This window comes from Pseudomonas sp. G5001 (genome assembly GCF_013385475.1).
GTDB lineage: Bacteria > Pseudomonadota > Gammaproteobacteria > Pseudomonadales > Pseudomonadaceae > Aquipseudomonas.
This window is the reverse complement of the sequence record NZ_JACAPZ010000001.1, coordinates 76287-89873: the sequence shown is the minus strand read 5'-3', so window position 1 is coordinate 89873 and position 13587 is coordinate 76287. Positions and strand designations below refer to the sequence as shown.

At 61.8% G+C, this 13587-nt stretch carries 14 protein-coding genes; 13 read left to right on the top strand and 1 reads right to left on the bottom strand.

Annotated elements, in window-relative coordinates; genetic code table 11:
* Nucleotides 1-31: 31 nt before the first annotated feature.
* On the bottom strand, nucleotides 32-715 hold the full coding sequence (locus HX805_RS00415) for a DNA-3-methyladenine glycosylase (protein WP_102369965.1): 684 nt from the start codon (nucleotides 713-715) through the stop codon (nucleotides 32-34).
* Between the two features lie 176 nt (nucleotides 716-891).
* Between HX805_RS00415 and HX805_RS00410 the strand changes: the two genes are divergently transcribed.
* The 13 genes from HX805_RS00410 (at nucleotide 892) to HX805_RS00350 (ending at nucleotide 13461) form a co-directional block, all read left to right on the top strand.
* Nucleotides 892-2157, top strand: coding sequence for a glutamate-5-semialdehyde dehydrogenase (locus HX805_RS00410; RefSeq protein WP_003215430.1), 1266 nt, complete (start codon nucleotides 892-894; stop codon nucleotides 2155-2157).
* Complete coding sequence (nadD, locus tag HX805_RS00405; RefSeq protein WP_003215431.1) at nucleotides 2157-2801, top strand: nicotinate-nucleotide adenylyltransferase; 645 nt, start codon at nucleotides 2157-2159, stop codon at nucleotides 2799-2801. The genes HX805_RS00410 and nadD overlap by 1 nt, the downstream gene beginning before the upstream one ends.
* A gap of 69 nt (nucleotides 2802-2870) precedes the next feature.
* A complete protein-coding gene (gene rsfS / locus HX805_RS00400; RefSeq protein ID WP_003215432.1) occupies nucleotides 2871-3365 on the top strand; it encodes a ribosome silencing factor in 495 nt (164 codons plus the stop codon).
* A gap of 9 nt (nucleotides 3366-3374) precedes the next feature.
* A complete protein-coding gene (gene rlmH, locus HX805_RS00395; protein ID WP_003185785.1) occupies nucleotides 3375-3842 on the top strand; it encodes a 23S rRNA (pseudouridine(1915)-N(3))-methyltransferase RlmH in 468 nt (155 codons plus the stop codon).
* A 15-nt stretch (nucleotides 3843-3857) separates the two neighbouring features.
* Nucleotides 3858-5756: a penicillin-binding protein 2 gene (gene mrdA, locus HX805_RS00390; protein WP_003215433.1), complete on the top strand. Its 1899-nt coding sequence runs from the start codon at nucleotides 3858-3860 to the stop codon at nucleotides 5754-5756.
* Between the two features lie 31 nt (nucleotides 5757-5787).
* Nucleotides 5788-6891 carry a rod shape-determining protein RodA gene (gene rodA, locus HX805_RS00385; protein WP_050442794.1) on the top strand — a complete coding sequence of 368 codons (1104 nt, stop codon included), beginning with the start codon at nucleotides 5788-5790 and terminating at the stop codon, nucleotides 6889-6891.
* A gap of 17 nt (nucleotides 6892-6908) precedes the next feature.
* Nucleotides 6909-7922 carry a lytic murein transglycosylase B gene (gene mltB / locus HX805_RS00380; RefSeq protein WP_003215435.1) on the top strand — a complete coding sequence of 338 codons (1014 nt, stop codon included), beginning with the start codon at nucleotides 6909-6911 and terminating at the stop codon, nucleotides 7920-7922.
* A complete protein-coding gene (locus tag HX805_RS00375; RefSeq protein ID WP_003215436.1) occupies nucleotides 7922-8920 on the top strand; it encodes a septal ring lytic transglycosylase RlpA family protein in 999 nt (332 codons plus the stop codon). The genes mltB and HX805_RS00375 overlap by 1 nt, the downstream gene beginning before the upstream one ends.
* A gap of 185 nt (nucleotides 8921-9105) precedes the next feature.
* Nucleotides 9106-10263 carry a D-alanyl-D-alanine carboxypeptidase family protein gene (locus tag HX805_RS00370; RefSeq protein ID WP_003215437.1) on the top strand — a complete coding sequence of 386 codons (1158 nt, stop codon included), beginning with the start codon at nucleotides 9106-9108 and terminating at the stop codon, nucleotides 10261-10263.
* Between the two features lie 84 nt (nucleotides 10264-10347).
* On the top strand, nucleotides 10348-10623 hold the full coding sequence (locus tag HX805_RS00365) for a DUF493 domain-containing protein (RefSeq protein ID WP_003215438.1): 276 nt from the start codon (nucleotides 10348-10350) through the stop codon (nucleotides 10621-10623).
* On the top strand, nucleotides 10623-11270 hold the full coding sequence (gene lipB, locus HX805_RS00360) for a lipoyl(octanoyl) transferase LipB (RefSeq protein ID WP_003215439.1): 648 nt from the start codon (nucleotides 10623-10625) through the stop codon (nucleotides 11268-11270). Before HX805_RS00365 ends, lipB begins: the two co-directional genes overlap by 1 nt.
* 2 nt (nucleotides 11271-11272) lie before the next feature.
* Nucleotides 11273-12292 carry a lipoyl synthase gene (gene lipA / locus HX805_RS00355; protein ID WP_003215441.1) on the top strand — a complete coding sequence of 340 codons (1020 nt, stop codon included), beginning with the start codon at nucleotides 11273-11275 and terminating at the stop codon, nucleotides 12290-12292.
* 233 nt (nucleotides 12293-12525) lie between these two features.
* The gene (locus HX805_RS00350) at nucleotides 12526-13461 is read left to right on the top strand and encodes an LD-carboxypeptidase (protein ID WP_008436546.1); all 936 of its coding nucleotides are present in this window, start codon (nucleotides 12526-12528) and stop codon (nucleotides 13459-13461) included.
* Nucleotides 13462-13587 lie beyond the last annotated feature (126 nt).

Sequence of the window (13587 nt, the reverse complement as noted above, 5' to 3'; positions counted from 1 at the left end):
AAGCCGGGCTCCTACAGGTTTATGTATGTTTTCAAATCAAAAAATAGTCGCGGCCTTCGACCTGGCCCCGGCGCAGCGGGTTCCGTGTGCAATACGGCGCATAACCGGCATCGACGAAGCGGTACATCAGGTGTTCATCGCGCCCACCGGGAATGCCCAGGCGGGTGGTCTGGATGATCTGCGCTGGCGCCAGCCCTACGTCTTCCACGTAGAGCAGTTCCTGGTCAAAGCGCTTGGCGTCCCACATCGGCACCTTCAAACCCAGCGCCTTGCACAGCAAGGTCTGGCCGGCGCACAGCTTTTGCGAGGGCCGTGGCCTGCCGCTGGCGTCCGGGTTATTCAGCAGCATCTGCGCCAGGCTGGCCGGGCCGGAGACTTCGTCGACCCACGGATAGGCTGATTTGATCAGCACCGCATTGCCCGGACCGTGGGCGCTGAAGTTCAGCGAATCACCGCCACGGGCGTAGTACATATAGATGTGCCCGCCATCCAGAAACAAAGCCTTACGCTTTTCTGTGTAGCCCAAGGACGCGTGGCTGCCTTTTTCGGCGAGGTAATACGCTTCGGTTTCGATAATTCGTGCCGACAGCCACAAATCACCAACACGATGGCGAATGACTTTTCCGAGCAATTCGCGCGCGAGCAGTTGCGCGTCACGGTCGAAAAAGCCGTCGGGCAGGGCGTTGGCGGGGATCAGCGGCGAGAAACTGGACATGGCGATCAAAGGTAATACGGCTAAATGTGACAGGATGATAACAACTCCAGCCTTAATTCCCGCTGAACGTCGGGTTTTTACAGTTCATTTCGACCATCCGCCCCTCACCGCTGTCCGTAGGACGGCGTCACAGCTATAATCTGCCGCTTTCCTCTTTGCCAAGACCCCACCAGACCATGACTGAGTCCGTTCTTGACTACATGACCCGCCTGGGTCGCGCTGCCCGTCAGGCCTCGCGGTTGATCGCCCGTGCGAGCACTGCGCAGAAGAACCGCGCCTTGCTGGCGGCCGCCGACGCTCTGGATGCTTCGCGCTCCGAGCTGAGCGCCGCCAATGAACAGGATTTGGCCAACGGTCGCGCCAATGGCCTGGAGCCTGCATTGCTGGATCGCCTGGCGCTGACGCCGGCGCGGATCGACGACATGATCGAAGGCTTGCGTCAGGTGGCCAAGCTGCCTGACCCCATCGGTGAAATCCGCGACATGCGCTACCTGCCCTCCGGCATTCAAGTCGGCAAGATGCGCGTGCCCCTGGGCGTGATCGGCATCATCTATGAGTCACGCCCGAACGTGACCATCGACGCCGCGAGCCTGTGCCTCAAGTCGGGCAACGCCACCATCCTGCGGGGCGGTTCCGAGGCCATCAATTCCAACCGTGCCATCGCTGCGTGCATTCAGCAGGGCCTGGCCGTGGCCGAGCTGCCCGCCGAAGTGGTGCAGGTGGTCGAGACCACTGACCGCGCCGCCGTTGGCGCACTGATCACCATGCCTGAATTCGTCGACGTGATCGTGCCACGGGGTGGCAAGAGCCTGATCGAACGCGTGAGCCGTGATGCCAAGGTGCCAGTTATCAAGCACCTGGACGGCGTCTGCCACGTGTTCATCGACATCGCCGCCGACCTCGACAAGGCGATCCGCATTGCCGACAACGCCAAGACTCACCGCTACGCCCCGTGCAACACCATGGAAACCCTGCTGGTGCACGTCGGCATTGCCGATCGCGTGCTGCCGCCGCTGGCTGCCATCTACCGCGACAAGGGCGTTGAACTGCGTGGTTGCGAGCGTACCCGGGCGATCCTCGGCAGCGACGTGATCGAGGCCACCGAGCAGGACTGGTACACCGAATACACGGCGCCGATCCTGTCGATCCGCATCGTCGACGACCTGGACCAGGCCATCGAACACATCAATCAATACGGCTCCAAGCACACCGACGCCATTGTCACCGAGCATTTCAGTGATGCCCGGCGTTTCCTCAACGAAGTGGATTCCGCTTCGGTGATGGTCAACGCCTCGACGCGCTTTGCCGACGGCTTCGAGTACGGCCTGGGGGCGGAGATCGGTATCTCCACCGACAAGCTCCACGCACGCGGCCCGGTTGGCCTGGAAGGGCTGACCAGCGAGAAGTACGTGGTGTTCGGTGACGGTCATGTGCGCACTTGATGGGTAAACGCATCGGGCTGCTCGGCGGCACCTTCGACCCCGTGCACATCGGCCATTTGCGCAGTGCACTGGAAGTCGCGGACGCCCTCGGGCTGGATGAACTGCGCCTGGCACCGAATGCCCGGCCGCCGCATCGCGATACGCCGCAGGTGTCTGCGCAGCAGCGCCTGGAGATGGTCCGCCTTGCTGTGGCCGGCATTGCACCGCTGGTGGTGGACGACCGCGAACTCAAGCGCGACAAACCGTCCTACACTGTCGACACCCTGGAACTGATGCGGGCCGAGTTGGCCGCGGATGACCAGTTATTTCTACTTTTGGGCTGGGACGCGTTTTGCGGCCTGCCCACTTGGCATCGCTGGGAAGAGTTGCTCCAGCATTGCCACATCCTGGTGCTGCAACGCCCGGATGCCGACGCAGAATCGCCGGATGCCTTGCGCAACCTGCTGGCGGCGCGGTCGGTAAGTGACCCTTTGGCCCTGACCGGGCCGAGCGGGAATATTGCATTCGTCTGGCAAACCCCGCTTGCGGTGTCTGCCACCCAGATCCGTCAACTGCTGGCCAGCGGGAAGTCGGTACGTTTCCTGGTGCCTGACGCGGTCCTGGCCTACATCGATGCGCACGGGCTTTACCGTGCGTCGAACTGAAAAGGCGCGCTTGAACGCACGAACAGTCGTGCAGCGAGCGCCCGAACATACGAGCAAAACGAGTTTTATATGACGAACAAAGACGTAAGCAAAGTTAAGCGCAAAGGCACGTTCAAGAGCGCTCCTCTGCCAGTAGAAGCCCACACCGGCCCTGAGCTGGCCGGCGAAGAGCTGGTGAAGGTTGCCGTGGCTGCCCTGGAAGACGTGAAGGCCCAGGACATCCAGGTCCTGGACGTGCGCGACAAGCAGAGCATCACCGACTTCATGATCATCGCCACCGGTACCTCCAACCGCCAGATCGGCGCGATGCTGGACAAGGTTCGCGAAGCGGTCAAAGCCCAGGGCGTCAAGCCATTGGGTGAAGAAGGCAAGGGCGACAGCGACTGGGTACTGCTGGACATGGACGACGTGATCGTTCACATGATGACCAGCAACGCCCGTCAGTTCTACGACCTGGAGCGTCTGTGGAAAGGCGCCGAGCAGAGCCGTGCCGCCGATGGCAAGCACCACAGCCCTGAAGTCGGCCACGCGCACTTCGACAAGCTCAACAAAGACCAGGAATAAGGAACGGCTGTGCGCCTGCGTCTGATCGCTGTCGGTTCACGCATGCCCAAGTGGGTGGAAGAAGGCTGGCATGAATATGCCAAGCGCCTGCCATCCGAATTGGCGCTGGAACTGGTGGAAATACCGCTCAATACCCGGGGCAAGAATGCCGACGTGGCCCGCTTTATCCGTCAGGAAGGCGAAGCCATGCTGGCCAAGGTCGGGCCCAACGAGCGGATCGTGACCCTCGAAGTGCACGGCAAGCCCTGGAGCACCGAGCAGTTGGCGGTGGAACTGGATCGCTGGCGCCTGGATTCGCGCACGGTCAACTTCATGGTCGGCGGCCCCGAGGGGCTGGCGCCGGAAGTGTGCGCGCGGGCGGACCAGCGCTGGTCGCTGTCGCCCCTGACACTGCCGCACCCGCTGGTAAGAATTCTGATCGGTGAACAGCTGTATCGCGCCTGGACAGTTCTGTCCGGGCACCCTTACCACAAATAATCTGCGCCCTGCCTGATGACCCAGCCGATCCGCATCAAGGACCACGAGAAAGACGCACGTCTTGTACGCGCGCGGGTGGTCTTTGGCGCGATTTTGGTGGTGGCATTGCTGGGGGTGCTGATTGCGCGCCTGTATTTCCTGCAGGTGATCCAGTACGACTATCACTCCACATTGTCGGAAAACAACCGGGTGCACGTGCAGCCGATTCCGCCGACCCGTGGGCTGATTTTCGACCGCAATGGCGTGGTGGTAGCGGATAACCGGCCCAGCTTCAGCCTGAGCATGACCCGCGAACGCTCCGGTGACTGGCAGCAGATCCTCGATGTGATCGTCGAGGTGCTGCAACTGACGCCGGAAGACCGGGTGATTTTCGAAAAGCGCATGAAACAGGGGCGCCGGCCGTTTGAGCCGGTGCCGATCCTGTTCGAGCTGACCGAAGAGCAGATCGCCCGGATCGCGGTGAACCAGTTCCGTCTGCCGGGTGTGGAAGTGGTGGCGCAGTTGGTTCGCCACTACCCGCAAGGGGCGCACTTTGCGCATTCGGTCGGCTACATGGGCCGGATCAACGAGAAAGAGCTCAAGACCCTCGACCCGGTCAACTACAGCGGCACCCACCATATCGGCAAGACCGGCATCGAGCGTTTCTACGAGCCGGAACTGCACGGCCAGGTGGGGTACGAGGAAGTCGAGACCAACGCCCGTGGCCGCGTGCTGCGGGTGCTCAAACGTACCGACCCGGTGCCCGGCAAGGACATCGTGCTGAGCCTGGACATCAAGTTGCAGGAAGCGGCGGAGATGGCCCTGGGCGGGCGTCGGGGTGCCGTGGTGGCACTGGATCCGAGCACTGGCGAAGTGCTGGCGATGGTTAGCCAGCCAAGTTTTGACCCCAACCTGTTTGTCACCGGGATCAGCTTCAAGGCCTACGCCGAGCTGCGTGATTCCATCGACCGGCCGCTGTTCAACCGCGTATTGCGCGGCCTGTATCCGCCGGGCTCGACCATCAAGCCGGCGGTAGCGATTGCCGGCCTGGACTCGGGCGTGGTCACGGCATCGAGCCGGGTGTTCGACCCCGGCTACTACATGCTGCCCAACTACGATCACAAATACCGTAACTGGAACCGCACCGGCGACGGCTATGTGGACCTGGATACGGCGATCATGCGTTCCAACGACACCTACTTCTATGACCTGGCCCACAAGCTGGGGATTGATCGGCTGTCGGCCTACATGGGCAAGTTCGGCCTCGGCCAGAAAGTCTCCCTGGACATGTTCGAAGAATCCCCTGGCCTGATGCCGTCCCGCGAGTGGAAGCGTGCGACCCGGCGCCAGGCGTGGTTCCCGGGCGAAACCCTGATCCTGGGGATCGGCCAGGGCTACATGCAGGCCACGCCGCTGCAGCTGGCCCAGGCCACCGCGCTGGTGGCCAACAAGGGGGTGTGGAACCGTCCGCACCTGGCCAAGACCATCGAGGGTGAACGCCCGGTGGACGAAAACCCGATTCCCGACATTGTGCTGCGCGACCCGTCCGACTGGACCAAGGTCAACCACGGCATGCAGCAAGTGATGCACGGCGCCCGGGGTACCGCTCGTAAAGCGGCAGCCGGTGCGCAATACCGGATTGCCGGCAAGAGCGGTACGGCCCAGGTGGTCGCGATCAAGCAGGGCGAGAAATACGACCGCTCCAAGGTTCAGGAACGCCACCGTGACCACGCCTTGTTCGTCGGCTTTGCTCCGGCCGACAACCCGAAGATCGTCGTGGCGGTGATGGTCGAGAACGGTGAATCCGGTTCCGGCGTAGCAGCGCCCGTGGTGCGTCAGATCATGGATGCCTGGCTGTTGACCGAAGACGGCAAGCTCAAGCCCGAATATGGCGGCACCCCATCCAGTGTGGAGGCTACGGCCCTTGAAGAGTAATTTTGACCGCATCCTCTCCAGCGAGGATGTGATGCGCCGCCGCGCCACTTTGCTGCAGCGCATGCACATTGATGGCCCGTTGCTGATCCTGCTGCTGACCCTGGCCGCCGGCAGCCTGTTCGTGTTGTATTCGGCCAGTGGCAAGAACTGGGACTTGCTGATCAAACAGGCGTCGTCGTTTGGCCTGGGCCTGTTGTCGATGGTGGTGATCGCCCAGCTGGAGCCGCGCTTCATGGCGCGCTGGGTGCCGCTGGGGTATGTCGCCGGCGTGTTGCTGCTGGTGGTGGTGGATGTCATGGGGCACAACGCCATGGGCGCGACGCGCTGGATCAACATCCCGGGGGTGATTCGCTTCCAGCCGTCGGAATTCATGAAGATTTTGATGCCTGCGACCATCGCCTGGTACCTGTCAAAACGCACACTGCCGCCCCAGCTCAAGCACGTGGGCATCAGCCTGATATTGATCGGCGTGCCGTTTATCCTGATCGTGCGCCAGCCCGACCTCGGCACCTCGCTGCTGATCCTGGCGGGCGGCGCGTTCGTGCTGTTCATGGGTGGGCTGCGCTGGCGCTGGATCCTCAGCGTGCTGGCCGCCGCCGTGCCGGTGGCCGTGGCCATGTGGTTCTTTTTCATGCACGACTATCAGAAGCAGCGAATCCTCACGTTCCTCGACCCGGAGAGCGATCCGCTGGGCACCGGCTGGAACATCATCCAGTCCAAGGCGGCCATCGGTTCCGGCGGCGTATTCGGCAAGGGCTGGCTGCTGGGCACCCAGTCGCACCTGGACTTTTTGCCGGAAAGCCACACCGACTTCATTATCGCGGTGATGGGCGAGGAGTTCGGCCTGGTGGGCATCTGCGCACTGTTGCTGATTTACTTGCTGCTGATCGGGCGCGGCCTGGTGATTACTGCCCAGGCGCAAACCCTGTTTGGCAAATTGCTCGCCGGCAGCCTCACCATGACGTTTTTTGTTTACGTTTTCGTCAACATCGGTATGGTCAGTGGCCTGTTGCCGGTGGTTGGGGTGCCGTTGCCGTTCATTAGCTACGGCGGAACTTCGCTGGTGACATTGCTGTCAGCGTTTGGGGTTTTGATGTCGATCCATACCCATCGTAAGTGGATCGCACAGGTTTGAATAAGGTGAAGATGTCAATGCAAGTAATGCGCGGCTGGGCTGCCCGGCACGTGTCCTGGATGGGCCTGTTGGGCCTGCTGGGAGCCGCTGTGCAGGAAGCGCAGGCCGGCGACTACGACGGTTCGCCCCAGGTCGCCGAGTTTGTCGGTGAGATGACCCGTGACTATGGTTTCGCCGGTGAACAGCTGATGGGCGTGTTCCGCGAGGCCCAGCGCAAGCAGGCGATCCTCGACGCCATCTCCCGGCCCGCCGAGCGCGTGAAGCAGTGGAAGGAATATCGCCCGATGTTCCTGACCGACGCCCGCGTGGCGCGGGGCGTGGACTTCTGGCGCCAGCACGAAGCGGTGCTGGCCCGCGCCGAGCAGGAATACGGCGTACCGGCCCAGGTGATCGTGGCAATCATCGGCATCGAAACCTTCTACGGCCGCAACACCGGCAGCTACCGGGTGATCGACGCCTTGTCGACCCTGGGCTTTGACTACCCGCCACGCGCCGAATTCTTCCGCAAAGAGCTGCGCGAGTTCCTGTTGTTGGCCCGTGAAGAGCAGGTCGACCCGTTGACCCTCAAGGGCTCCTACGCCGGGGCCATGGGCTTGCCGCAGTTCATGCCGAGCAGCTTTCGCGCCTACGCCGTGGATTTCGACGGCGACGGCCATATCAATATCTGGAGCAACCCCGATGACGCCATCGGCAGCGTCGCCAGCTACTTCAAGCGCCACGGCTGGGTAGCCGGCGAGCCGGTGGTGATTCGCGCCGATGTGACCGGTGAGCGCGCCGATGAAGGCCTGACCCAGGGTATCGAGCCGGTCAAGACGGTCGGGGAGTTGCGGGCGCTGGGCTGGTCGAGTCAGAATGCGCCACGCGATGATATGCCGGTGACGGCGTTCCGCCTCGAAGGCGAAAATGGCCCCGAATACTGGATGGGCCTGAAGAATTTCTACGCAATCACGCGTTATAACCGCAGCGTGATGTACGCCATGGCCGTGCATCAACTGTCAGACATGCTGGTCCAAGCACGGGGCGTCAAGTAATGCCGGTATCACCGATGTACAAACCCCTGAAGCTGTTGGCGTACGCCGCATTGTCGTTATTGGTGGTCAGTTGCTCCACCAGTCGTGCACCGGTGCAAAAAACCGCTGGCACGGCGATCCGCTCCCAGCCGGGGCTGGATATCAACCGCGCCCACAAAGACGGCGCGCCGTGGTGGGATGTGGATGTTTCGAAGATCCCGGATGCCACGCCGACCCTGCACACCGGCCCTTACAAGGCCAACCCCTATACCGTGCTGGGCAAAAACTACTTCCCGCTGCAAGACTCCAAGACCTACGTGCAATCAGGTACGGCGTCCTGGTACGGGACCAAGTTCCACGGCCAGAACACCGCCAACGGCGAAGTCTATGACCTGTACGGCATGAGCGCGGCGCACAAGACCCTGCCGCTGCCCAGCTATGTACGCGTGACCAACCTGGACAACAACCGCTCGGTAATCCTGCGGGTCAATGACCGTGGGCCGTTCTATTCGGACCGGATCATCGACTTGTCCTACGCCGCCGCCAAGAAACTCGGGTATGCCGAAATCGGCACCGCCCGGGTGAAGGTCGAAGGTATCGACCCGGCCCAGTACTGGGCCCAGCGCGGCAAGCCGGCACCGTTGATGCTCAACGAACCGCAAACCCCGCAACCGCAAGTCACGGCCTCGGCCGGCAAGATCGAACAGTGGACCCCGCCGCCGGCGCAGCACGCCCCGGACACGGTGGTCATTCCGCATGCAGCACCGGGAGCCTCTACCGTGGGCGGCCAGTACCTGCAAGTCGGCGCTTTCGCCAACCCGGACGCGGCAGAGCTGCTAAGGTCCAAGCTCAGCGGGATGGTCAGCGCGCCAGTCTTTATCAGCTCTATTGTGCGTAACCAGCAGACCCTGCACCGTGTGCGCATGGGGCCGATCGGCTCGCCGAGTGAAGTTGCGCAAGTGCAGAACAGCGTGCGCCTGGCCAACCTGGGGCAACCCAGCGTGGTCACCGCCGAGTAAGCAGTACAAAGGATTGATGGCTCAGGCTCGCATGCGGGTTTGAGCCCTGGTTGTTGGCTCGTTGAACAATAAAAACCCAGGGGCAAGGGGTGGGCATGCAACCGAACACGCGACAGTCTGGCGACGGGCTGTCTGAATAGTTTTGCCCGCGAGGGCAAGTTTCCATAAGCAATTTCGAGAGACGGATGAACATCACCACCTTAGCCAAACGCACGTGCCTGCTTCTTTCGCTGATCATCACCCCGGCCGCCTGGGCGGTTGAAATGGTGCCAGCTTCCCCGCAACTGGCTGCCAAGGCCTGGGTCCTGATGGACGCCGCCAGCGGCAACGTGCTGGTGGAGAACAACGGTGACCAGCGCCTGCCCCCAGCCAGCCTGACCAAGCTGATGACCGCCTACATCGCGACCCTGGAAATCCGTCGCGGCCAGATCGGCGAAAACGATCCGGTGACCGTCAGCGAAAACGCCTGGCGCACCGGCGGTTCGCGGATGTTCATCAAGGTCGGCTCGCAAGTGACCGTCAGCGACCTGCTGCACGGCATCATCATCCAGTCGGGTAACGACGCCAGCGTAGCCCTGTCCGAGCACATCGCCGGCAGCGAAGATGCGTTCGCCGACATGATGAACAAAACCGTGGCCGACCTGGGCATGACCAACAGCCACTTCATGAACCCGACCGGCCTGCCGAACCCTGAGCACTACTCGTCGGCTCACGACATGGCGATCCTGGCTCGCGCGATCATTCGTGTCGACCCGGTGCACTACGCGATCTACTCCCAGAAAGAGTTCTTCTGGAACAACATCAAGCAGCCTAACCGCAACCTGTTGCTGTGGCGTGACAAGACTGTCGATGGCCTGAAAACCGGCCACACCGAAGAAGCCGGCTACTGCATGGTGTCGTCCGCTGTCCGTGACGGCCAGCGCCTGATTGCCGTGGTATTCGGTACCAACAGCGAGCAGGCCCGTGCGGCCGAGACGCAAAAGCTGCTGACCTATGGCTTCCGTTTCTTCGAAACCCAGACCTTCTACCAGAAAGGCACCGAGCTGGCTCAGGCCCCTGTGTGGAAAGGCGCGACCCATCAAGTCAAGGCCGGCCTGGCTGAAGACCTGACCCTGACCATGCCTAAAGGCCAGCTCAAGAAGCTGGTTGCCAGCATGACCATGAACCCGCAACTGGTCGCACCGATCGCCAAGGGCGATGTGATTGGTAAAGTCGAAGTGAAGCTGGACGACAAGGTGGTGCACAGCGCCGATCTGATCGCTCTGGACGCCGTCGACGAAGGTGGTATCTTCCGACGCGTGTGGGATAGCATCCGTCTATTCTTCTACAGCTTGTTCAACTGATAGTGTGCACCTGCATGACCCCGCGCTGATCCGGCGCGGGGTTATGCCCGTCGCCACGGCTTACGCTTACGAGGCCGTTACGCCATGACCGATACCGAAGTAAAGGCGCCAAAGATCGAATTCCCAAACGTGGACTATCCCGTCAAGGTGATCAGCGATACGGGCGTGGGCAACAAGGACAAGATCATCGAGATCGTCAAGAAACACGCAACGATCAACCATGACCGTGTGGATGAGCGTCAAAGCACCAACGGCAAGTACACCACTATTCAGTTGCACATCGTGGCGACTGACCAGGACCAGCTCTACAACATCAACAGCGAACTGCGGGCTACCGGCTTCGTGCACATGGTGTTGTGATGTCACAGACCCTGGGCTTTCGCGAGCTCGGCCAAATGGCTTACGAACCGGTGTGGCACGCCATGCAGCGGTTCACCAACGAGCGCGGCACCGAAGCCCCGGATGAAATCTGGCTGGTGGAGCACCCGCCGGTTTTCACCCAGGGCCAGGCCGGCAAGGCCGAGCATTTGCTGCTGCCGGGAGAAATCCCGGTGGTGCAGGTCGACCGCGGCGGGCAGGTGACTTACCATGGCCCAGGTCAATTGGTGGCTTATCTGTTGCTGGACGTGCGCAGGCTGGGTTTTGGCGTACGTGAGCTGGTCAGTCGCATGGAGTCATGCCTGATCGAGCTGCTGGCCAGCTACGGTGTGACCGCCGCGGCCAAGCCGGATGCACCGGGGGTTTATGTTGATGGCGCGAAAATCGCCTCCCTGGGCTTGCGGATTCGCCACGGTTGTTCCTTTCATGGCCTGGCCTTGAATGTGGACATGGACCTGGCGCCGTTTCGACGGATCAATCCCTGCGGCTACGCCGGTTTGGCGATGACCCAGTTGAGCGATCACGCAACACCACTAGAATTTGCCGAGGTAAGTGCCCGGCTGCGCGCGCAGCTCGTCAAACACCTCGACTATGCTGAGCAGACGACCCTAACGGGCGGAATCGACTGATTATGACTACTGATGCAGTGCAAACCATGATCCCGACGCTGGATGTTACCGAGCGTCCGGCCCCGCGTGCCAAGGTAGAAGCCGGCGTCAAGCTGCGCGGCGCCGAGAAGGTTGCACGCATCCCGGTGAAGATCATTCCGACCACCGAACTGCCGAAAAAGCCTGACTGGATTCGCGTGCGTATCCCGGTTTCGCCGGAAGTCGACCGCATCAAGGCCCTGCTGCGCAAACACAAGCTGCACAGCGTGTGCGAAGAGGCGTCCTGCCCGAACCTGGGCGAGTGCTTCTCCGGTGGCACCGCGACCTTCATGATCATGGGTGACATCTGCACCCGTCGTTGCCCGTTCTGCGACGTTGGCCACGGCCGGCCGAAGCCACTGGACGTCAACGAGCCGGAAAGCCTGGCCATCGCCATCGCCGACCTGAAACTCAAGTATGTCGTGATTACCTCGGTAGACCGCGACGACCTGCGTGACGGCGGTGCCCAGCACTTTGCCGACTGTATCCGCGAGATCCGCAAGCTGTCGCCGAACGTGATGCTCGAGACCCTGGTGCCGGACTACCGTGGCCGTATGGACGTGGCGCTGGAAATCACTGCCGCCGAGCCGCCGGATGTGTTCAACCACAACCTGGAAACCGTACCGCGCCTGTACAAGGCTGCGCGTCCGGGTTCGGACTACCAGTGGTCGCTGACCCTGCTGCAGAAATTCAAGCAGATGATGCCGCACATTCCGACCAAATCCGGCCTGATGCTGGGCCTGGGCGAAACCGACGAAGAAGTCATCGAAGTCATGAAGCGCATGCGCGAACACGACATCGACATGCTGACCCTCGGCCAGTACCTGCAGCCGTCCCGCAGCCACTTGCCGGTACAGCGTTTCGTGCACCCGGATGTGTTCGCCTGGTTTGCCGAAGAAGGCTACAAGATGGGCTTCAAGAACGTCGCTTCCGGCCCGCTGGTACGTTCCTCGTACCACGCCGACGAGCAGGCGAAACTGGTCAAGGCCAGCCTGGTGTCCTGATACGCGGAACGCCGGACACTGCAGGACCCATGTGGGAGCCGGCTTGAGTGGGAGCGGGCTTGTTCGCGAATGCGTTGGATCAGTTGACCTGTCCGGTGACTGACTGACCGTCTTCGCGAGCAAGCCCGCTCCCCCCCAGGCCCGCTCCCACATTTGCTACTGACTCTTCCTCTTCTGTTTGCAACCATTGCTGTTTAGAGTGCCTTGGGCAATCCACACGAGGAGAACCATGGATGACGACTCAATTGACCACTTGTGCGGTACCTGCGCTGCGCGCCGAAGGCGTGATCGGGCTGATTGCCCCTGCCGGGCCGGCCGAGCTGGATATCGACACGGCCACGCAATGGATGCGCGCCCGGGGCTACACACTGCGGATCTTTCCGGGCGTGAGCCAGCGTGATGGCTATCTGGCCGGCAGTGATGAGGTACGCCTTGATGACCTGCACGCGGCGTTCGCCGATTCGACCATCGACGCGATTTTCTGCCTGCGCGGCGGCTACGGCACGCCACGCCTGCTGGACCGCCTGGACTTTGACCTGCTGCGGGCCAACCCCAAGCCATTCGTAGGCTACAGCGATATCACCGCCCTGCACCTGGCGATCAACCGGTATGCCGGTTTCGTCACCTTCCATGGTCCGATGTTCAACGCTGACCTGTTAGGTGAAAAGCAACAGCCTACCGAGTCGTCGCTGTTCAGCATGCTGCGTGGGCAAGTGAAAGCCGGTAGCCAGCTGGCTCACCCTGTGGCCTACCCGCTGACCACCGTCGAGCCAGGCATCGCCTGTGGGCGGCTGCTGGGCGGCAATCTATCGATGATCGCAGCAGTGATGGGCACGGCTTACGAGATTGATGCCGAGGGCATCATTCTGTTTATCGAAGATGTGAACGAGCCGTTGTACCGCATTGACCGGTTGCTCACCCATTTGCGCCTGGCGGGCAAGCTGGCCCAGGTGGCGGGCGTGGTGGTGGGGGATGTGGCTGGGGTTGATAGCCTTGCGCTTGAGCGCTTGCTGAAGCAGACCTTCGAGCCGTTGTGCATTCCTGTGCTGTCCGGCTGGCGCAGCGGGCACTGCAACCCGAACCTGACCTTGCCGTTGGGCGCCAGGGTGCGGCTGGATGCGGGGGAGAAGCGGTTGGTGTTGGAACAGGATGTGGTGTTTAAGGCCTGAACTTTGTAGCGCCGATAAAGGCCTCTTCGCGAGCAAGCCCGCTCCCACATTTCGATCGCGTTCCTTCAGGAAGTGCACGGTCAAAATGTGGGAGCGGGCTTGCTCGCGAATGCGGTAGCAGCCATA

Excerpts from the sequence above, each read along its gene's own strand:
- HX805_RS00415 (WP_102369965.1), bottom strand. The coding sequence starts at position 715 with ATGTCCAGTTTCTCGCCGCTGATCCCCGCCAACGCCCTGCCCGACGGC.
- HX805_RS00410 (WP_003215430.1), top strand. The coding sequence starts at position 892 with ATGACTGAGTCCGTTCTTGACTACATGACCCGCCTGGGTCGCGCTGCC.
- nadD (WP_003215431.1), top strand. The coding sequence starts at position 2,157 with ATGGGTAAACGCATCGGGCTGCTCGGCGGCACCTTCGACCCCGTGCAC.
- rsfS (WP_003215432.1), top strand. The coding sequence starts at position 2,871 with ATGACGAACAAAGACGTAAGCAAAGTTAAGCGCAAAGGCACGTTCAAG.
- mrdA (WP_003215433.1), top strand. The coding sequence starts at position 3,858 with ATGACCCAGCCGATCCGCATCAAGGACCACGAGAAAGACGCACGTCTT.
- rodA (WP_050442794.1), top strand. The coding sequence starts at position 5,788 with ATGCGCCGCCGCGCCACTTTGCTGCAGCGCATGCACATTGATGGCCCG.
- mltB (WP_003215435.1), top strand. The coding sequence starts at position 6,909 with ATGCAAGTAATGCGCGGCTGGGCTGCCCGGCACGTGTCCTGGATGGGC.
- HX805_RS00375 (WP_003215436.1), top strand. The coding sequence starts at position 7,922 with ATGCCGGTATCACCGATGTACAAACCCCTGAAGCTGTTGGCGTACGCC.
- HX805_RS00370 (WP_003215437.1), top strand. The coding sequence starts at position 9,106 with ATGAACATCACCACCTTAGCCAAACGCACGTGCCTGCTTCTTTCGCTG.
- HX805_RS00365 (WP_003215438.1), top strand. The coding sequence starts at position 10,348 with ATGACCGATACCGAAGTAAAGGCGCCAAAGATCGAATTCCCAAACGTG.
- lipB (WP_003215439.1), top strand. The coding sequence starts at position 10,623 with ATGTCACAGACCCTGGGCTTTCGCGAGCTCGGCCAAATGGCTTACGAA.
- lipA (WP_003215441.1), top strand. The coding sequence starts at position 11,273 with ATGACTACTGATGCAGTGCAAACCATGATCCCGACGCTGGATGTTACC.
- HX805_RS00350 (WP_008436546.1), top strand. The coding sequence starts at position 12,526 with ATGACGACTCAATTGACCACTTGTGCGGTACCTGCGCTGCGCGCCGAA.